This is a genomic window from Paenibacillus sp. ov031, from assembly GCF_900143165.1.
In the GTDB taxonomy this organism is placed as follows: domain Bacteria; phylum Bacillota; class Bacilli; order Paenibacillales; family Paenibacillaceae; genus Paenibacillus; species Paenibacillus marchantiae.
The window spans coordinates 1392594-1413121 of sequence record NZ_FRDO01000001.1 but is presented as its reverse complement, the minus strand read 5'-3'; the positions used below and the strand labels follow the sequence as shown (position 1 = coordinate 1413121).

Genomic DNA, 20528 nt, shown 5'->3' with positions numbered 1-20528 from the left:
ACAAGTTAAACCCTTTTAAAGCATCCAAGCATTCCATCTAGTGGAATTTATCGAGCTAAATTACTCACGATTTAATAATTAGATGTAGATTGTTCGCCTTGCATGATTTTCACACCGGAACTTGCGCCAATCCGAGTTGCTCCTGCATCGATCATTTTTTGCATGTCTTCCAGACTACGCACGCCGCCGGAAGCTTTAACGCCTACATCTGGACCTACGGTACGACGCATCAAAGCGATGTCTTCTGGTGTTGCTCCACCCGTAGAGAAACCTGTGGACGTTTTGACAAAATCAGCTCCAGCTTTTACTGCTGCCTGACATGCACGTACTTTCTCTTCATCCGTCAACAGACAAGTTTCAATAATGACTTTCACCAAAGCTTTACCCGCTGCTGCTTCAACAACTGCACGAATATCCTGTTCCACAAACTCATCTTTGCCGTCTTTCAAAGCACTAATGTTGATGACCATGTCCACCTCAGTAGCACCTTTAGCAATCGCGTCTTTAGTTTCGAATGCTTTGGTCTCGGAAGTGGAAGCTCCCAGAGGGAAACCAATAACGGTACAAATATCTACGCCAGTACCTTGAAGCTGTTCAGCAGCATAAGCAACCCAGCCTGGGTTAACACATACAGAAGCAAATTGATATTGTTTCGCTTCTTCGGTCAATTTGGCCATTTCACTTTGTGTTGCATCTGCACGAAGCAAGGTATGATCTATCATTTTGGCTAATTGTGGTGTAGTCAATTCAATCTCCCCTTATCTGAACTAGTTATTTTCTATATCCCTACCCTAACATGAACATATGTAAAAATCAATATGAACTTTTGTTCAACCTTGAAATTTAAACACATTCCATGGAAACTTCACTAAACAAATGACTTCGCTCACTGGGAGGAACCGTATAATATAGCTTCTGCCTAAGAAAGCAAAACATCCGCCCATGTTGCGTGGCAGATGTTGTCATCCATTGCATTATAATCGAAGCAAAGCCTGAGCTGTGTATTGATCTGTTACCAAAATGTTGGCGTAATGACCTTTGAGCGCAGCATGAATGGCTTCTATTTTACGTTTTCCACCGGCCACGAGAATCGATTTTTCCTTATTTCGCAGCTCAGCCAGATCAATTCCGACGGTTCTGTTGTTAATTTCTTCACTGATCAATCGGCCCTCGGCATCAAAAAAACGTGAACAAATGTCACCTGCACCTGAATGCATCAGCAATTGCTGTTCTTCATCATTAAAGTACCCCAGTCTGAACAAAAGTGCATCTTCCTTCACTGTACCTACGGTAAACATGGCAATATTCGCCTGTCGGCCAAGCTCCACGATCCTGCCAATATGTCGGTCTGCTTCTACCATTTTTTTGACTTCAATGTTATCGAAGATCACGGGCAAAGGCAAATATCGGGGAACCGTATGGAAAGCTTCCGCAAATAAATGAACAATTTCTGCCGCATACGTATTCACGTGGGAATGACTTACGCCTCCCTTAAGTTGAACCACTTCCACGCCTTTGACTTGCTTGGGACGAAGCTGACGGGCTACGGCGTTCATGGTTGTCCCCCAGGTTACCCCAATAATGTCCGCATCTTGCACCGTATCTTGTAAGTAATCTGCTGCTCTTTTGCTTATATGTTTCAAAATTTCTTCATCACTCTTCAACGGGGCAAAACATACAAGCGCAGTATCCAGATTATACTTGGCCTTGAGTTCCCCGGCGATAATGTCGATATCCTCCAGCGGGTCCATAATTTCAATGCGAACGTAACCGCGATCTTTCGCATACTGAAGTAACCGAGATACCGTTGGACGTGACACGCCCAGCCTGACCGCAATATCCTGCTGGCTGTAATCCGACTGATAATACAATTTCGCTGCTTCAATGCTTAATCGTTGCTTCTCCAGATCCATTCCCATATGCGCTCATCTCACTCATTCCTATTATCGTTCGATTCACCTTACACCATTGTATTATACATGATTGAGTACCAGGTCACTATCCAAGTATAAAACGTTATAAACGATGCATACTACATCGGTCGCTTATTAATGTCGGCCCTTTTTGGCAAAAAACATCATAGAGAGGAAGAACCGAATGTCTACATTATTGTATATTACTGCCCATCCTCATGATCATGAAACTTCCTTCAGCATGGCTGCAGGTAAAGCGTTTGTGGATGCATATCGTGAAAGCCATTCCTCGGATGAGGTTATTCATCTGGATTTGTATCGCTCGGATATTCCTCATATTGATGCAGATGTATTCAGTGGTTGGGGGAAACTTCAATCCGGCAGCGAATTGACTTCTGAAGAAAAGGCTAAGGTTCAACGTTTGAATGAATTATCGGATCAATTCGCCTCTGCTGACAAATATGTTTTTGTGACACCGATGTGGAACTTCTCTTTTCCTCCAATTATGAAGGCTTATATCGACTCCATCTGCGTGGCTGGTAAAACGTTCCGTTATACGGAACAAGGCCCGGTTGGATTGCTTTCCAATAAAAAGGCACTGCATATTCAGGCTCGTGGCGGCATTTATTCCGAAGGGCCTGCGGCTCAGATGGAATCTGGTCATCGTTACCTGAGCATTATCATGTCTTTCCTGGGTGTTCCGAAGCTTGAAGGCATTTTTGTGGAAGGACATAACCAATATAAGGAACGGGCAGATGAGATCAAACAGCAAGCCATTGAAGAGGCACGTACACTCGCTAAACAGTTTTAACCCTTAACTAAACAAATACAGTAACAAACACAAAACCCGCATGCCAACCCATGAATTATTAATTCCATAGGGCGGCATGCGGGTTTTTATTTTTTTATAATAAACGTTAGAGCTTTATTGATGTCCAGCGCTGGCACGGCTCATGGTTTCAAGTTTGCGAGTAATGGCATGGCGGTCCACTTTCAGTCCCCAAATGGCTTCAATAATCTGTTCTTTCTCTTCGGGACCCTCGGCATTTTTCAGTTGCATTAACAGATCATGCATCTGTTCGTTAATACCTTCAAATTGACTCCAAAGATCCTGTCTAACCTCGGTTGAATCCAGATGATGATTAGCATCCACTTCTTCTTTCAATGCTTGCAGAATGGCCTCTTTCCACTCCTCATCACCTAGCTGTTTCGCTATGTTCAGGAGATCCAGATAATCGTCAACAAGAAGTGAGTTCAGTTCGGCATGTGTTTTCATCGTTTATTGCATCCCCTTTGCATCTATTTACCCAGTATTATACTCGGTATTTCGGGATATGCAATACTTGTCGAAAAAAGTTAGTTATTGTATTAGGGACTATTGGGTGATTATGGGTCAAAATGAGTGCTTTTTATTACCGAACTTTCGATCTATGTTTAGCTAAAAAGTAAGCTTATGTTCTTGTACCCTTTCTATAAGCAACCGACACAATATAAAGCCGATTACCACATACAGACCAATCATGCCCACAATGCCAATCCAACCCAGATGGCTGTAAAGTAGTCCCCCTCCAGTTCCGCTGACACTTGATCCCACGTAGTAGAAAAACAAATACAAGGCATTGGCCTGGGATTTATGCTGATCCGCCACGAGTCCAACCCAGCTGCTGGCGATGGAATGTCCGCCAAAGAAACCAAAGGCAAACAGGGCAAGTCCAATTATTTTGACCCAAAGTTCGGGGTGAATGGTACAGACTGCACCGGCCAGTATAATACCTAGCGCGATTCCAAGGACATTCGATCTTCCATACCGATCTGCAAGCCTGCCCATCCAGGTACTGCTCAACGTACCCATAAGGTACACGACAAAAAGGCTACCGACGATGGACTGGCTAAGATGATAAGGTTCTCCTGTCAATTCAAATCCAATGTAGTTGAATAACGTCACGAAGCTCCCCATCAGAAGAAATCCCAATCCGTAAAGGCAAAGTAGACGTGGATTCCGACACTGTGACCACAAAAGCGGAATGATCTTTTTGAATCCAGGAGTCGCTTTGACAAAATGGCGGGATGGCGGGATGACAAGCCAGAAAATAACAGCCGCACATAGGCCAAGAATACCGATAAAACCAATTGCAGCACGCCAACTGAACCAGTCTGTGATCACGCCGCTGATAAAACGACCAGCCATACCCCCGATCGAATTTCCGCTGATATAGAGGCCCATGGCATACCCTAGACTGGCAGGCTCAATCTCTTCAGACAGATATGTCATGGCTGTCGCGGGCAGCCCGGCAAGTGCAACTCCCTGGAGAATTCGAAGTAGAAGCAACTCGGTAAATCCAGGGCTAAACGCGCTAATCATAGCAATAATAGATGAAACAACTAAAGCTGCTGTCATAATAAATCGTCTTCCCAATGAATCAGATAAGGAACCGATAAACAACATGGTCAGTGCCATGGCAATCGTCGTAACTGAGAGGGTAAGACTGGAATGTGCAGGCGAGATCGCAAATGCCTCGCTAATCTCGGGCATCAGGGGCTGGAGGCTGTATAGTAACGCAAAAGTTACAAAACCTCCGGCAAACAGCGCAAGGCTAATGTTACGAAACGTCTTAGTTCCCTGCTGAATCATGATATTCCAACTTTCTCGGTAGGAAAGCTCCATGATCGGCTGCTGACTGATCGCTTGGCTGAAGCCTTCCATTAATCGTTATTTGATGAACAGTTTACGCTCCATATGAGTCAAAAACTCATATCCATCTGGAGTTACAACAACCGTGTCCTCGATTTGGAAGCCACCAGCGCCGAGCTCATAATAAGGTACCTCTACACACAGCACCATGCCGGGCTCCAGTATGCGCTGGTCGCCGGAAGAGAGGGTCATGTCGTCATACAGTTCCAAGCCAATGGCATGACCAACATGCTGACGTCGGTAATGCGGAATTCCCTCACGTTGCACGCGAGACACAGCCGCATGAAAGACGTCGGAAGCCTTGACGCCAGGGCGTACGGTTTCAAGTGCCGTCTCCCATCCACTTTTTACTGCATTAAAATGTTTTTTCATCCAGGGAGTTGGCTCTCCTGCCACAACGGTACGCCCTGTATCTCCCCAGTATCCTTCCAGTTGCAAGCACAGATCAAAGCGGATCTGATCACCTGGCTCGATGATATGAAAATAATTTTCGATGAGCGGCAGCGCACTGCGCGGACCCGCCCCTACCGCAGTCATTGCAGGAGTCCCACCTGCTTTCATCACAGATAGCCGATAATGGTCGGCAAGCTGCTTCTCATGAACACCGGCTGCGATCAGATCAATCAGCTCTTGCTCAATCCGTTCATTGACTTGGGCAGCCTGTCGGAGCTGCTCGATTTCGAAAGGCGTCTTAACCAAGCGGATTTGGCGAAATAGCTTGTACGCGTGAACAACTGCTCCTTGAGGCGCATCCTCCGTGATCCGTGCCAAAAGTTCAGGAGCGATTCGCATCTCATCGATTCCAATCGGTTGATTCTCGATGTCGAGTTGTTTCAGTGCAGCTTTAAGCGCTTCTATCGGTCCTGGATGAATGACTGTCGTTTGTAGCAGAGAGTAGAACAGATCAATGTCATCCGTAGAAGGTTTGCCTTCGATCGAACCTTCCACGAAGAAGTCACTGTAGGCAAATATATCTACTCCAGTGATACCGAATTGGGCCACAACGCCCAAACGATTCGTCGGAATGACGATACATGGTCGAGCGGATCGGTCGGCAGGTAGAATGGCGTAAATCTGCATGGTCCAGTTGCTTGCGCGTAGCTGGGAGCCGATGACATAGTGAATATTTTCCGGAGTTGTTGCGATCAGGGCACGAAGTCCCTGAGTTTTCATTACGTCTTCCGCCCGGTCCCGGTTGAGACCCGAGCTGTGGGATATATGATGTGAATTGTTCATGATTCAGACCTCCTTTTGTTTTTCCTGCCCCCAAACAAACTCTCAAGTCCAGGTACTGAGCGCAATACCAGCTTGATGATCATGAACAAGGCCAGTGCAAAAGCGATAAGTACGACAGATACAACAGCGATCGTCGGGTCCTGCCACTTTTCCATATAAAGAAACAGTTGTATCGGCAGAGTGTAGCTGTCCTGACGAAGCAGCAGTAGTGCAGCCTCTACCTGGTCAAAAGTGAAGACAAATGCGATTGACCCTGAAAGGAGCAGAGATAGTCTAAGCTGTGGCAATGTGATTGTAAAAAAGATACGCAGTGGCCCTGCTCCAAGGTCTGCTGCCGCCTCTCGGTGTGCGGACTGCAGGTTGGCCAATGCACTGCCTACAAGCGTTAGCACGAATGGAAGCACGATGACCGCTTCACCCAAAATAAGAGCGAACAATCCGCCTGCAATATGCATTTTGGAGAACAAAATTAGATACGCAATACCAAGCGTAATTTTCGGCATAACCATTGGGGATACAAAAAAGGCTCTTAAGATGCCAGCACCCGGGAAAGGGTAATGTACGATAGCCAGCGCCGCAAGTGTTCCGGTAATCAGCGCCAGCAATACCGCTCCAGTGGAGGCAATCAGACTGTTCTTGAATGCAACGAGAAATTGAGTCTGCTCTCCCAGATTCGCATACCACTTCAGGGTAAGACCTTCCGGCGGGAATTTACTGGCCGATCCGGAACCTACTGATGTCAATAGGATCATAAGCAGTGGCAACAGCAGATAAACTGCTACAGCCCCTGCAAATATATAGAGCAGCAATTTAGTGAACCTTTTCGACTTAACCATAAGCCTGCTCTCCCTTCCTGGAACGACGGAACATCAGCATTTCGGCTCCTTTATTGACCAAAAGTGAAACGATGATGGAAGAAACGAGCAAGAATATACTTGCTACCGCAGCCATCGGCCAGTTGGTATCCAGTGTTCGCTGGTAAATAAATACCGGCAGTGTCATGACTCTGCCTCCGCCAATCAGTTGGGGCGTTGTAAAGGCCGTGAGGCATAGCGTGAATACAATCTGTACCCCGCTAGCAATACCTCTCGCTGATAAAGGCAGGGTAATCGTGAGGAATGTCCGCCAGATTCCTGCTCCCAGATCCTGTGCAGCCGCTTTTAGCGAAGCGTCACTTTGTGACAATACATTCAGGATCGGAAAGACCATGAACGGCAGAAAAATATGAACAAGAGCGACAACCACACCAGTCTCGTTATATATCATACTGAAGCCTTCATCCGTGATTCCAAGCCGTATGAACAGCCAGTTCATGAACCCCTGTTTGGATAGCAGCAGCTGCCAGCCATAGGATCGAACAACCGCGCTGACCAGCAGCGGAAGAAACGTAAGCAGCAGCAACAATTGCTTCATGCCCGGTTTCTTCAGGCTGGCAATACAATAAGCTAGCGGGTATGCAAGCAGCAGGCTCCATAGCGTGACCTTGAAGGCAACGCGAAATGTGGTGCCTATCAGCTTCCAATAGTACGGATCGGACAGAAAAGCATGATAGGCATCCCACTCCCAGCCCCGGATGAGCTTGCCATTTTCATAGATATCAAAGCTGTACCTGCCAAAGATGAGCAGACCACCCAGATACACGATGCCCATCAGGGTCAGAGCGGGTAGCAGAAGAAGCAACTGGGTAATCCATCGGCGGTTTTTGGATGAATACAGATTCACGATCCGATCCGTAACCCGATTCATATCCCTTCCTCCTGTACCGGATTAAGCAGCAAAGGTTCGGATAACAAGAGCGCGTCCTCCGGATCAAAGCCAATCTGGATTGGCTCCCCCGGGCTAAAACGTGAGGCTCCTCGCTGATGCAGTACACTGGCCTGAACCAGAAACCCCTCAGCAATCTGGATCGTGTAACGAATATTTGCCCCGCCATACACTGCTTCTATGACACGTCCATCCAGTTTGTTCAGGCAAGGGTTCGCATCCTCTCCAAGTCGAATATATTCGTTGCGAATGGACAACGAGTGCCGGTCACCTATTAGGGCAACCGGGGTGTTCTCATTTGTCTTCACCAGCAGCGAATACCCGAAGCATTCAACCCGGATTCCATTCGTATCCTGTCCAAGCACCGTTGTTGCCAGAAGATTGGTATCGCCGATGAACTTGGCCACGAAGCTGTCTGCCGGTCTTTCATAGATTTCATCAGGCGTAGCATATTGCAGCAGCTTGCCAGCGCGCATGACGCCGATCCGATCTGACATGTTCATGGCTTCATTCTGATCATGCGTTACAAAGATGAACGTACCGCCGAACTCTCGTTGTATGCGTTTCAGTTCGCGCTGCATATCCAGACGCAGCTGCATATCCAGTGCGGAAAGTGGCTCATCGAGCAGCAAAACTTCGGGTCTGTTGATTAACGCGCGAGCAATGGCTACGCGTTGAGCCTGCCCCCCGGATAACTGGGAAACAGCTCGTCTGCCATAATCTCCGAGCTGTACCAGCTCAAGCATTTCGTGTACCTGCTTCCTGATATCGGCTTTCGGTAACTTCTTCACCTTTAGCCCATAGGCGATGTTGTTGAATACGTCCATATGTGGGAATAGCGCAAGCTGCTGAAAAATCATGTTGCTGTTGCGTCCGTAGGCCGGGATGCCGGTTACATCCCGACCTCCTAGCATAATGCACCCCTGATCCGGCTGCTCAAGTCCGCCAAGCATCCGCAGCAGTGTTGTTTTGCCACAGCCACTCGGACCTAACAGGGAAACGAATTCTCCCTTCTTCACCTGTAGTGACACATGGTTAACCGCTGCTCGCTCTCCGTAGGTCTTTGTGACTTCTCGTGTTTCAATGGAAATGAGTTCTTGTTCACTGCTCATCTCTGTTTCCCTCCCGTCCATAACGGGTTCGAAATAGAACCCGTTATCGTGGTTTGTCTGAAAACCATCATTTATTGAAGTTTGGTTTTGACGAGTCGGTCCCATAGCTCCTTCCAGGAAGAGCTGTTTTGAGCAAGAACATCCCAGTCAGGACTAATCCCGTTGCTCTGTGTTTCCACGGAGAAGGAAGGATCGTCCTTGTATTTGTCCGGAACGGCAGCAGTCGTGCTGGTTACCGGTGTACCTGTTGCTTCTGCATATTGTGACAGCGCCTCTGCGCTCAGCAGCTCGTTGATAATTTCGTTGGCTACACGTGTCTGCTCAGGTGTTGACCCCTTCACAACCTGAAGTGTGTACGGGAAGGAAATAGCTCCTTCGCTCGGATACGCTACAGCGAGTGGAGAACCGCCGTCAATCCATGTCTGTGCAACCTGTGCACTGAAAGGAGCAATCAGAGCATCTCCCGACTCCAGAAGAGCCTTTAACTGGTCATTGGATGTAACCAATGTGCCGATCTGGTCACTGTGATCTGCCCAGAACTGGAATGCTGGCTCCGGATTCTCATACGATGCGCCAAGCTCCTGTCCTTTGACTGCAAGAAGTGGAGAGATATAGGAATAGAACATGTAGTCCCAAAGTGCCGTTTTCCCTTTGAATTCCTCGTTATCCCACAGATCATTCCAGCTTGTTGGCGGTGTTTTTACAAGGTCTTTGTTATAGACAAGCGCGAAGCTCGAAACTCCCCACACGACACCCTTGTTGTCAGGCTTGTGGAATTGCTCCGGGAAATCCTTAATATTGGTCACGATGCTTGTATCCAGTGGCTCCCACATATCATCGTTCAAGCCTTTTGCCGTCGCATCTGCGTTGAAGTAACCAAAGTTGACAACTGGATTGTTGGGATCAGCCTGCTTGCCAGCGACCATTTTCGGATACATGACTGCATTGGATGATTCTTCAAAAGTAACTTCAACATTTGGATGCTCTTTGACGTAATTTGCAACCACTTCTTTTGGAACGACATCCTGATTGGAGCCAGCCCAGATAAACATGGTCAGTTTAACCTTGTCTCCGCTTCCTCCAGAAGAATCGGATCCTCCTGCTGTATTGCTGGAGCTACTTGCTCCACCGCATGCAGAGAGAACCAGTGTACCGGCCAGTGTCAGTGAGGCGAGACTGAGAAAGCGTTTCTTGTTTGATTTAAACATGAGAATTTCCCCCATCGATTTAGTTGGTTTTATGAATTTGACAAAAATTAATTCGTTTTTCCTTCATGTACCTTATCAATGCAATCCTATTTTCTGACGCAATCCTTCCATAATGCCTGATATCTCATGTGGAGATACGGATACGGTCGCAGTTTGCTTCTCCTCCACGGCTCCCATGGTCTGACGCTTCAGGTAGTCTCTGAGTGCCAGCGGAACATTCAGCAGCGCCTGATTCAGCGATACTTGCATCTCGTCAGTCCATATGGCCTCGAACTGTTTCCTTGTCCAGCCATAATCGAATTCTTCCTGCTGCCGTTCCCGCTTGGCCCGCAACTGTCTGGTCTCACTCACGTTCAGGTTCCGGCCTTCTATGACGACACCATACAGTTCAAGAGCTTTTTCCGTCGATACCAGTCCTCTTCTAACATCCTCCAGAACCAGCATTGGATCCCGATCAAATGGATCGCCATATCCACCTCCGCCCTGTGACAGGAACGTCACCGTCTCTCCGGGTTGGAGCAGCAACTCATCAATTCTTCCCAGATGGTGTTCACTTGCACGTCCAGCATTGAGAATCGCTTCCCCATGGGTACCAACACCTCCGCCAAGCCTGCCCCACGGATGAAACTCCATACGCTCCATATTTCTGGCGGTCATTACGGTATCTGGTGTAAGAATTTTGACACACAGGTCGATTCCGCTTCCACCACGGAAGGTTCCAGCACCAGCAGAATCAGCACGAAGGCCATAATGCTCTATGAGCACAGGCATTTCGGATTCTACTGTTTCCGCAGGAATGTTTCGAAGATGACCCACGGCAAAATCCATGCCATCAATTCCGTCCTTCATCGGTCTTGCTCCTGAACCGCCACATATCGGCTGGATCACGCCAACCTTTTTTTTGCCATCTGACGCATCTGTCATCGCCATCATAACGATGCATGCCTGTCCTGCTCCTGCGGCGGGAACCTTACTTGCCTGAGCTTTTCCAAGAGCACCTGTGATGACATCCATTAGCCGAATAAAGGTAGCTGCTCGTGCGCCAACCGCTGCCATCGGCTCCGGGTTGAGAACTGAAGCCGGTGGTGCATAATTTCGAACCATGCGAATCATGCCCGAATTCCATGGAATTGTTGGATCGAGCGTACGGAAATAACGAATGAGTGCGGGAACCAACATGTAATGCCCCTGTTGATTGTGGGTAGGAATATTGAACGAAGCTCTGACCTGAGGGTCGGTTCCGCTAAAGTCCAGATGAATATCACTGCCCGCGATTGTCATTTTGCAGCGCAATCGGATGGGATAACCGCCAGGACCTTTCTCCAGATAGTCCCAGAACTCATACGAACCATCCGGGATCTCCTGTACGATGGCGCGGGCCTTCAACTCAGCGTATTCCAGCAATTGCTTAATACCCTGTTGAATCCTCTCTACACCGTAGCGGCCGATAAGCTCCTCTAGTCGCTGCTCCCCCCGATTCAAGGCTGCCATCAGTGCCTTGAGATCACCGAGGTTTTGCTCCGGAATGCGGCTATTGTCCAGAAACATGCGCAGTATCTGCTCATTAAGAACGCCTGCTTCATACAGCTTGACTGGCGCAATTCGAATGCCTTCCATATGAATATCGTAGGCGCTTGGAGATACGCTCCCCGGTACCTTACCACCTACATCGGAAGAATGAACGAAGCACATGCCGTATGCGATGATTTCCCCTTTGTGAAAATAGGGCTTGATCAGATGAACATCCGGTAGATGTGTCACCATGCCTTTGGTGGAATAAGGATCATTGCAGATGACCAGATCGCCTTCCTTCCAGTCTGTAATGCTGTTTATGGTCGCCGCAGCAGGGATGCCAAGGGACAGATTGTAACCCGTCTCCAATGGCGACCCAAACGTTTCCCCGGATGGTGACAAGAGGTAGGTTCCAAAATCGCCCGTTTCTTTAACAAAAGCGGTGAATCCCGTGCGCAGCACGACATTGGCCATTTCCTCCACCGCAGCCTGAATCCGGTTGTTGAAAATTTCAAGAAAAACCTTGTCGCCAATCATTGCTCCACCTCCCCAATCACATTACCGTTACCATCCCGGTATACCGTAAACCCAGGCGGGATGAAAATGGTTGTATCATATTCCTCCACAATAACGGGCCCAAGAATGGGCATATCCAGTGGGATCTGTCCCCTCTTTAGAACTTTTGCTATTCGCTGTTCGTGGTCAAAAGTGATGATCCGTTCTTCTGCTTCACTCTCATCGAATGGCAACTCTGCCGGAGATGCTGTGCTTTGGGTGGGCAGAATGCCAACAATGGTCGCTCTCAGACTAACGAACATCACATCAGCTTCCGGCTGGCTGATGCCAAACACATTTTGGTAGTACATATGGAATTTGATCCTTGCTTTCTCAGGATCGGCGATTTCTTCGGATGTGAGCGTAACCTCCAAATCAAAGGCCTGACCTTCGTAGCGCATGTCGGCGCTGTATAAGCAATAGATATGTTCCAGTTTCACTCCGCCGCGGGCTTCCTCTTCAACCCAACTACGACCTTGATTCTCCAGTCTGGTGTAAAGAGTCGATAACTCACCAGGCTCAAGCGTCTGACTGCTTTTGTGCAAGGTATGAACGAAATCATTGCGAAGGTTGGCAACCGTGCAGCCCATGGCACAAAGTGTTCCTGGAGATGGTGGGATCAGCACTCGGCGGATGCCCACTTCACGCGCCATGAGAAAAGCATGCATTGGCCCAGCTCCACCATAGGCGAGCAGCGTAAAGTCCCGGGGATCAACCCCCTTGCGTGCCATGAGCGGAGAGAACTGGGCATACATATTGGCGGTGGCCACATCAAGAATGGCCTGTGCAGTTTGCGTGGGACTTAGTCCAAGCCGTTCGCCAAGATTGCCCAGAGCACGTTCTGCAAGCTCGGGGTAAAGATTCATCTGTCCGCCAAGGAATCGATCAGCCTGCAAAATGCCCAGTTGCAGATAAGCATCCGTTGTTGTTGGCTCTTCTCCCCCACGATGATAGGAGGCTGGACCTGGATTGGCTCCTGCACTTCGTGGTCCCACCTTGAGTACCCCTACGGAGTCGAGCCAGGCAATTGAGCCCCCACCCGCTCCGATCGCGGTTACATCCACAGCGGGAATGATGACTGGAAAATCCCCAACCTTATTCTCGGTAGAATAGGCAGGCTCTTTATCGATGAGGGCAACATCAACGCTTGTCCCGCCCATGTCAAACGTGATGACTTGATGGATGCCGGCCTGCTCGGCAATATGGGTTGCTGCGATTACGCCGGAAGCAGGTCCAGACAGAAGAGTACGTACAGGCTCTTTGGCCGCTCTGGCCGCCGTCATGATTCCACCATTGGACATCGTGGACAGCAGATTGGCTTTCAGACCGTAAGCGCCAATTCCTTCTTGCAGACGAAGAAAGTATGATCCCATGCGTTCCCCAACATATGCATTCATGGCTGTGGCGAGTGTACGTTCGAATTCACGCTGCTGCGGCCAAATGGCACTGCTTCTGCAGAGAAACAGGTGCGGATGACGTTCTCTGATTAACTCTTCCGCAAGCTGCTCATGAGCAGGATTGATATAAGCGTGCAAAAAACTGATCGCCAAGGCAGTAACCCCCTCTTCCACTAGCTCGTCTACCGCTTGAAGCAGTTGCTTCTGATCCAGTGGTTGAAGTATGCTACCGCTCGCAAGTGCTCGCTCATCCACTTCCTTAACGAGATGTCTCGGAACAAGCGCATCGGTCTTGTCACCATACAGATTGGTTGTATCCTCGAGTCGTAGCCTCCGAATCTCGAGAATATCCCGGAACCCTTTGGTGACCAACAGACCTGTAACTGCGCCGTTACGCTCAATTAGGGTGTTAACCCCAAGTGTTGTTCCGTGCACAAACAGATCGATCTCATGAAGATCGATTCCGCTTTCCTTGAGCTGATCAAGTGCATTAAAAATCGCCTGTTCCGGAGCTGCTGCAATCGATGGCGTTTTCAGTGCCGCAATCACCCTGCCATGATTGTCCATAACTAGGGCATCCGTGAATGTGCCTCCGATATCTATACCTAATCGATAAATTGTTTTCACAAGTTCAACTCCTTTATCACCGGGTCTCATCCGAAGTTATATTAAGGTTCTGCATGGCAAAATATCGTTTGACATCCTCAATCATCTGGTTAATATGATTCACCATTGCCGCTTCAGCCTGTTCCGGGGAGCCTGCTGCTACTGCCTCCAGAATCCGCTGGTGGTCCACGACCAGTTCGCTACCTACTCTTTGCCTAATATAAGCTGTTTCCAGGAAATCACGGCTTGTCTCCCAGACGAGTTCAACCGCATGCAGCAGAATCTGGTTTTGAGCCGCATAAGCCAGTAGCCTGTGAAATTCCCGGTCTTCCTCGTAAGGAATAATATTCTGGGAAAGCAATTGATGCTGGGTAGCAATAGAGGCTTCCAGTAGCACTATGTATTCTTTGGAGGCTCGTTGTGCTGCCAGGGAAGCAATTTCCCGTTCCAGAGCCCTTCTGGCTACAAGGACATCGAGCAGAGCCTTTTCACCGGAATGGTTCAGCATCTGAATGAGCTGGGAATTTACACTTTTTTGCTGTAAATCCTTCTCCAGAATCTTGATTCGTTCCAGCCCCTGTTCGGTCAGAACCCTTCCCCTCCGGCCCTCCAGTATCGTGAAACCTTCAACGTCCATCTCCATAAGTCTTCTTCCGATTGTAGCCTGACTTAGACCGTACGTTTTGCCCAGGGTATGAACCAACGTGCTGGCCCCGATGGGAGCGCTCGCGTCCCGAAGCTGCTTCAGCAGTTCGTATTCCAACTCCAATTCGTTTAGCTCAGGACCCACTAAATTCACTCCTCATATATAAATAATTGTAGTTTTTTTGTTGTTACTCACTGATGATTAACGACAGTATACCTTCAATCGACAATAATTTCAATAATTCTTACCCAATTACTATGTATTATTTTTCTCACCATGTACTCCCCGTTTGATCCAAAATAAAAAAAGAGCAATTCACATCCTGTATTCCAGATTTTTTTTCTGGAGGACGTAATCTGCTCTTTGTTGAGATAACCTTTAAATTTCGTTTAATTATAAATATTCATTTACGACTTGAGTTGTTGCAGCAGCTGTACGCGGTAGGCTTCACTTTCAAGAGATTGGATCTCCTTGTATTCTTCCGCAGTAAGCACTTTAGGCTCCCCTGCTGCCTTGGCGATCATGTACACCTTGGCGCTTTCCTCCACCACCTGGGTGCGGTAGTAGGCTTCGCGCAGGTTTTTACCTGTCGTGACCAATCCGTGGTTAACCAGAATAAGCGCTGTGTGCTCTTCAACCTTGGCAGCCACCGCATCAGCAAGAAGTTTGGTTGTGGGCAGAACATAAGGGACAAAGCCAATATCGCCTACCAGTGCCGACTGATCAGGGAACAAATGAGGCAATTCATCGAAAACGAGACTCAGGGCGATGGTGTATGCCGGATGTGTATGCACAATGGCTTGAATGTCAGGGTTGACCCGATAGCTATACAGATGCATCAACACCTCGGAGGAAGGGCGTGTTGATCCGGCACGTGTCTCTCCTGTCGCAATATCAATCGCGATCCATTCGTCAGGTTCCAGATCCTCTAGTGCGTAACCACTCGGCGAAAGAAGCATCGTTCCTTCGAAACGGGCGCTCAGATTCCCCCCAGGTCCAACCACCAGTCCCTGAGCAACCGCTCTGCGGGCATATTTGGTCAATTCTTCCCTTACCTGTTGTTCAGACATGTTCTGCTCCACTCCTTTGACTTTTCTTTTTAAGCATTTTACAAAATGCTCATCTAATTGGATTTGCTCGCCAATGTTTGATTCAGGTTTTGGTATCTTACGTAGGCTTCCTGCCATCTTGCGGTGTCTTCTGGCTCATAGGTTTCGGGAGAAAAGCAAGAAGCCATAACTTCTCGCACCTCGGACAAGCTGCTCACTTCGCCATGTGCCAGAAATTGCAGCATGCAATTTCCGGCTGAAGTTGCCTCGGCAGGACCCGCTATCACCGGAATCCCTGCTGCATTCGCCGTAAATTGACACAATAAGCGATTATGCACACCGCCACCGACCATATGAATCACCCGTGGCCGAGTGCCTGTAATTAGCTCCAGTTCATCCAGAGTCTGTCTGAACTCCAGTGCCAAACTTTCGAGAATACAACGTACAATGGCTCCGGTCGTTTCAGGTATTGCTTGCTCGCTAACACTGCACTGTTGCCGGATTCGCTCTGGCATATCGCCTGGTGCCAAATACACCCCGTCTCCGGGCGATACATAACATTGGTGAGCGGTTGCCGAAGCAGCGAGCTGGACCAGTTCCTCATGGGTAAAACGTTGATTCTCCCGTTCCCACTGCCGTTTGCACTCCTGCAATAACCACAGGCCTGAGCGATTCTTCAAGGTTCGCACTTTGCCATTTACCGTGCCCTCATTGGTGAACCCTAGTTGACGACTACGATTATCCAATACAGGAATGTCACGTTCCACGCCCATGAGAGACCAGGTGCCACAGCTAATAAAGGCAAATTCCGAATCTGTCGCAGGAATGGCTGCTAATGCAGATGCTGTATCATGTGAACCTACAGATATCACTTGCATCGGTTCAATCTTCAACTCTGCACACAAGTCATCCGTTAATTGCCCCAGCACCGTGCCTGGCTGTACGAGAGGTGGGAATAACGTCTCAGGGATACCCAGTCGGCCAATCAATTGTTCATTCCATCGAGCATCTCCGGCATGCAATAGTCCGCTTGTACTGGCAATTGTGTACTCGCAGGCCTGCTGACCAGATAGATAATAGTTAAATAAATCCGGCATCAATAACATGCGCACATCTGGCCGCAGACCTTCCGAGTGCTCGCGCACACTTCCAAGCAGTTGAAATACGGTATTTATCTGTTGTGGCAGGACACCGGACATGGAATAAAGCTCTTCTTCATTCACCATGCGCAGGGCTTCTTCCATCCACTTTGCATTACGCGATTCCCGGTAATGGCGGGGGGTGAAGCATAATCTTCCCTCCCCGTCCACTAATCCATAGTCGACTCCCCACGTATCCACAGCGATGGAACGGACCGGTTGGGAGATGCCTTGTATGCCCTTTACAATCCCTTGTTTCAGTTCGTGGAAAAGTCGCAGGAAATCCCAGTACAATCCATCTCCCAGGTGCACAGGATCGTTACTGAATCGATGCACTTCCTCTAACGAGAGCTTACTCCCGTCAAAGGACCCACGGACCACCCGGCCGCTTCCGGCGCCGTAATCGGCAGCAAGCACATGTGTTGCCTGAGTTCCCATCTCTCATGCCTCCTTCGCTTCCGCGACAAGCCGTTTGGATGTTAACGATACAACGGTCCAAAGACGCTGCATGCCCGGTAATCGGCACTTTCCGGTTCACTTGTGCCGAACAGTCCCCAGGCACGTGGACGGAAAATCTCGGATTTCGGTACATTATGCATACTCACTGGGATACGAAGCATGGAGGCCAGTGTTAGCAAATCCCCTCCGATATGTCCATAAGAGATGGAGCCATGGTTCGCGCCCCATTGATTCATTACTTCATAGACCGAAGTAAAAGCCCCTGAGCCCGTCAGAACAGGTGCAAACCAGGTGGAAGGCCAAGTCGGATCTGTCCGCTGATCCAGCGTATCGTGCACATCCTCAGGCAGGTCGACGGTGTAACCTTGAGCCACTTGCAGTACTGGCCCTAGTCCTTTAACCAAATTGAGACGCGTCATCGTAACAGGCATGCCGCCCTTGGTCAGGAAATCAGCCGAATAGCCGCCGCCCCGGAAATATTCCACGGATGCCGGCCGCCATGAGGTGGCTTTCAGGCAGTCCTGAACCTCTTCGTCTGTAGTTTCCCAGAAAGGCTTGAGCACAGGCTCACCCGCTCTTGATTGTTGCCCTGTACCATCCAATGCCGCAGAACCGGAGTTGATCAGATGCAAAATACCGTCCTTTGCGTTTCCTTCCAGCTGGTGCCCTGTCACGCGTTTTACCGAATCCGGGCTCCAATAGGTGCGTACATCTGCGAAGATCTGCGCGGTATGTGTAAGCAGGGAACCAAATAACATCGACACACCATTCAGGCTGTCGTTCTCTGTTGCCACCAGATAAGGCGAGCGTTTGCCATTCCAGTCAAAGGAAGAATTCAGGATGGATTCCAGAAAATCTCCGTTGGGTGAATGATCCGTCCACTGTCGTTGTCCCTGAAATCCGGAGACAATCGCGTGGTGGCCCATAGATTCTTCAGTGAATCCCAGCTCCGCAAGCTTCGGATTGCCAGCCATCAGGTCACGTACGATCTGCGTCATTTTCACAACCGTTTCCCATTCATACTCTTTGCGTTTGCGGTCTGTCTGCAGATGGGCAGGATTGTTGTCCGGTCCTTCACTACAGTTCTCCTTCACCCATGCTAGCGCCAGCTTATACTCCTCAGGATCGTAGATTTCTTCTTCTATACGACGAGTCAGTTCACTCATATCCACATATTCGTTCCGCATGCCCAGATACTCCTGGAAAAAAGAATCGTTCACGATGGAGCCGGCAATACCCATGGATACCGAGCCGATAGACAGATAAGCACGACCCTTCAAGGTTGCAGCGGCAAGACCCGCACGGCTGAAGCGTAGCAATTTCTCACGAACGTCATCAGGAATCGTCGTATCTCCTCCATCCTGCACATCCTCGCCATAGATACCAAAAGCCGGAATCCCCTTCTGTGCATGGGCAGAGAGCACTGCTGCCAGATATACTGCACCCGGACGTTCGGTTCCATTAAAGCCCCAGATAGCTGTAGGAATAGAAGGAGACATATCCATCGTTTCTGTTCCATAACACCAGCATGGTGTAACGGTAATGGTCACGCCCACGTTGGAGCGACTGAATAGTTCCGCTGCTGCCGCTGCCTCGTTCACACCGCCAATACAGGACTCGGCAACGACGCATTCTACCGGCGAACCATCGGGATACCGAAGTTCTGTTGCGAGCAGCTCGGCAACGGACGTCGCCATGCGCATCGTCTGCTCTTCCAATGATTCACGAACACCCTTGCGTCTTCCGTCAATCGTGGGACGAATACCAATCTTGGGAAATGCCTGTTTATAACGATAATCCTGATGTGTCATACTAAAACGTCCTCCTTCAATGGTTTCATAGAATAGGTACGAATTACTTGTGACTTGTCCGTGTGTATTTTGTTGGGGCAAATTAGGGATTCTGTTCCTTCTCTTCACCGATACCCGAGGTAACACACTAGCATTGCATGCCAACGGTCAGTTCTTTTTCTCATTATGAATGCGTTTACAAATAATTAGTTTAATAAACCGCTCTATATTATTGACTCCGTTATGCTGTCCTATTATGGAGTGTGAAGGAAGCGATGTGAGCAAAATGAAGAGCGGTGAGACTGAAATAAATCAACTTTTTTTATGATTAGGGTTATCGGTAACCCTAAGATAGCATGAGCCTATGTTGCTGTCAATCGGCATTATCCTATAGAATGGAAAGACTATGTTGCGGAAAGGTTAGATCCTATTGATTACCATTTATGATATTGCCAAAAAAGCCAACGTCTCCGCCATGACCGTCTCCAAAGTCATTAATCAAACAGGTCGTATTAGCCCGGCGACACGCGAGCGTGTACAACAGGTCATCGAAGAACTTGGTTACATACCCAACTCGAATGCGCGCAGTCTTGTGCTGCAACGGACTCATATGCTGTCACTGCTGATTACGGATATTACGAACCCCTTCTATACAACGCTGGCCCGGGGGGCTGAGGACGCTGCAAATCTGCGTGGTTATCGGCTCTTGTTCAGTAATAGCGACGAGGATTACGACAAGGAGAAAAATTATGTGGAAACCATTCTGTCGACTCGCGTCGATGGTGTGCTATTTGCACCTGCAGGGGACCGCTCGCTGAATCACTTGAAGCAGCTGCAGGAACGTAGCATTCCGTTTGTTATTTTGGACCGTACTGTCCCGGGAATTACATCTGATGTTATCGCTGGGGACAGCCGAGATGGTGCGCTTCAATTGATTCGTTATCTGACGAATCTCGGACATCGCTGCATTGCTCTGGTTAATGGTTCTTCCGAAGTTTCGACTGCGCGGCTGCGAGAAGAAGGATACATGGAGGGACTCCGGGAAGCCCAGCTGCCCTTTGATGAAGGATTAATCCTTCGAACAGGCTACCGGGATTTCAGCGATGAAGTGGGTATCGACAGTTTGCTTGCACATCAGCACAAACCTACAGCCATATTTGCAGCAAACAACATGCTCGCCATTGGCGTCATTCGACTTTTACGTAAACGGGGGCTGCGTGTGCCTGAAGACATCTCGGTCGTCTGTTTTGATGACCTGGATTTGGCTTCTGCCTTTGATCCCTTTCTCACGGTTGCTGCACAGCCTGCCTATGATTTTGGTGCCATCGGCATGCAAATGCTGATTGACCGAATTGAAGGCAAGGCTCCTGAGGAACCACAGACCGTCATTATGCCATCGGAGCTGCGTATTCGCGCTTCGGCCTCTGTACCTTGCGAATAAAAGGAAAAT

The 20528-nt window shown here is 48.8% G+C and carries 17 protein-coding genes; 2 read left to right on the top strand and 15 right to left on the bottom strand.

Annotation, left to right across the window (positions count from 1 at the left end):
• Positions 1–71: 71 nt before the first annotated feature.
• On the bottom strand, positions 72–722 hold the full coding sequence (gene deoC, locus BUA17_RS06085) for a deoxyribose-phosphate aldolase (RefSeq protein WP_072733500.1): 651 nt from the start codon (positions 720–722) through the stop codon (positions 72–74).
• 252 nt (positions 723–974) lie between these two features.
• Entirely contained in the window at positions 975–1913 is a 939-nt protein-coding gene (locus BUA17_RS06080; RefSeq protein WP_053780650.1) for a sugar-binding transcriptional regulator, read from the bottom strand.
• 184 nt (positions 1914–2097) lie between these two features.
• Between BUA17_RS06080 and BUA17_RS06075 the strand changes: the two genes are divergently transcribed.
• On the top strand, positions 2098–2724 hold the full coding sequence (locus BUA17_RS06075) for an FMN-dependent NADH-azoreductase (RefSeq protein ID WP_063563896.1): 627 nt from the start codon (positions 2098–2100) through the stop codon (positions 2722–2724).
• A 114-nt stretch (positions 2725–2838) separates the two neighbouring features.
• Here the strand turns inward: BUA17_RS06075 and BUA17_RS06070 are convergent, their stop codons facing one another.
• The 13 genes from BUA17_RS06070 to BUA17_RS06010 all read right to left on the bottom strand — a co-directional run bounded on the left by BUA17_RS06070 (position 2839) and on the right by BUA17_RS06010 (position 19099).
• Complete coding sequence (locus tag BUA17_RS06070; protein WP_063563897.1) at positions 2839–3189, bottom strand: hypothetical protein; 351 nt, start codon at positions 3187–3189, stop codon at positions 2839–2841.
• Between the two features lie 162 nt (positions 3190–3351).
• On the bottom strand, positions 3352–4545 hold the full coding sequence (locus BUA17_RS06065) for an MFS transporter (protein WP_072733499.1): 1194 nt from the start codon (positions 4543–4545) through the stop codon (positions 3352–3354).
• 78 nt (positions 4546–4623) lie between these two features.
• Positions 4624–5841, bottom strand: coding sequence for a M24 family metallopeptidase (locus BUA17_RS06060; RefSeq protein WP_072732934.1), 1218 nt, complete (start codon positions 5839–5841; stop codon positions 4624–4626).
• Positions 5838–6677: an ABC transporter permease gene (locus tag BUA17_RS06055; RefSeq protein ID WP_072732933.1), complete on the bottom strand. Its 840-nt coding sequence runs from the start codon at positions 6675–6677 to the stop codon at positions 5838–5840. The genes BUA17_RS06060 and BUA17_RS06055 overlap by 4 nt, the downstream gene beginning before the upstream one ends.
• Positions 6670–7587, bottom strand: a complete 918-nt coding sequence (locus tag BUA17_RS06050; protein ID WP_072732932.1) for an ABC transporter permease — start codon at positions 7585–7587, stop codon at positions 6670–6672. Before BUA17_RS06050 ends, BUA17_RS06055 begins: the two co-directional genes overlap by 8 nt.
• Positions 7584–8717, bottom strand: coding sequence for an ABC transporter ATP-binding protein (locus BUA17_RS06045; protein ID WP_079695970.1), 1134 nt, complete (start codon positions 8715–8717; stop codon positions 7584–7586). The genes BUA17_RS06050 and BUA17_RS06045 overlap by 4 nt, the downstream gene beginning before the upstream one ends.
• Positions 8718–8788: 71 nt before the next feature.
• A complete protein-coding gene (locus BUA17_RS06040; protein WP_072732931.1) occupies positions 8789–9925 on the bottom strand; it encodes an ABC transporter substrate-binding protein in 1137 nt (378 codons plus the stop codon).
• A gap of 75 nt (positions 9926–10000) precedes the next feature.
• Positions 10001–11974, bottom strand: coding sequence for a hydantoinase B/oxoprolinase family protein (locus BUA17_RS06035; RefSeq protein WP_072732930.1), 1974 nt, complete (start codon positions 11972–11974; stop codon positions 10001–10003).
• Positions 11971–14016: a hydantoinase/oxoprolinase family protein gene (locus BUA17_RS06030; protein ID WP_083584593.1), complete on the bottom strand. Its 2046-nt coding sequence runs from the start codon at positions 14014–14016 to the stop codon at positions 11971–11973. The genes BUA17_RS06035 and BUA17_RS06030 overlap by 4 nt, the downstream gene beginning before the upstream one ends.
• 16 nt (positions 14017–14032) lie before the next feature.
• Positions 14033–14785: a FadR/GntR family transcriptional regulator gene (locus tag BUA17_RS06025; RefSeq protein ID WP_090950051.1), complete on the bottom strand. Its 753-nt coding sequence runs from the start codon at positions 14783–14785 to the stop codon at positions 14033–14035.
• Between the two features lie 263 nt (positions 14786–15048).
• A complete protein-coding gene (locus BUA17_RS06020; RefSeq protein ID WP_063563905.1) occupies positions 15049–15711 on the bottom strand; it encodes a class II aldolase/adducin family protein in 663 nt (220 codons plus the stop codon).
• 53 nt (positions 15712–15764) lie between these two features.
• The gene (locus tag BUA17_RS06015) at positions 15765–17267 is read right to left on the bottom strand and encodes a rhamnulokinase (protein WP_072732928.1); all 1503 of its coding nucleotides are present in this window, start codon (positions 17265–17267) and stop codon (positions 15765–15767) included.
• 41 nt (positions 17268–17308) lie between these two features.
• On the bottom strand, positions 17309–19099 hold the full coding sequence (locus tag BUA17_RS06010; RefSeq protein ID WP_072732927.1) for an L-fucose isomerase: 1791 nt from the start codon (positions 19097–19099) through the stop codon (positions 17309–17311).
• A gap of 409 nt (positions 19100–19508) precedes the next feature.
• Here BUA17_RS06010 and BUA17_RS06005 point away from each other — a divergent pair, with 409 nt between their 5' ends.
• On the top strand, positions 19509–20519 hold the full coding sequence (locus BUA17_RS06005; protein WP_072732926.1) for a LacI family DNA-binding transcriptional regulator: 1011 nt from the start codon (positions 19509–19511) through the stop codon (positions 20517–20519).
• The last annotated feature ends 9 nt before the right edge of the window (positions 20520–20528 follow it).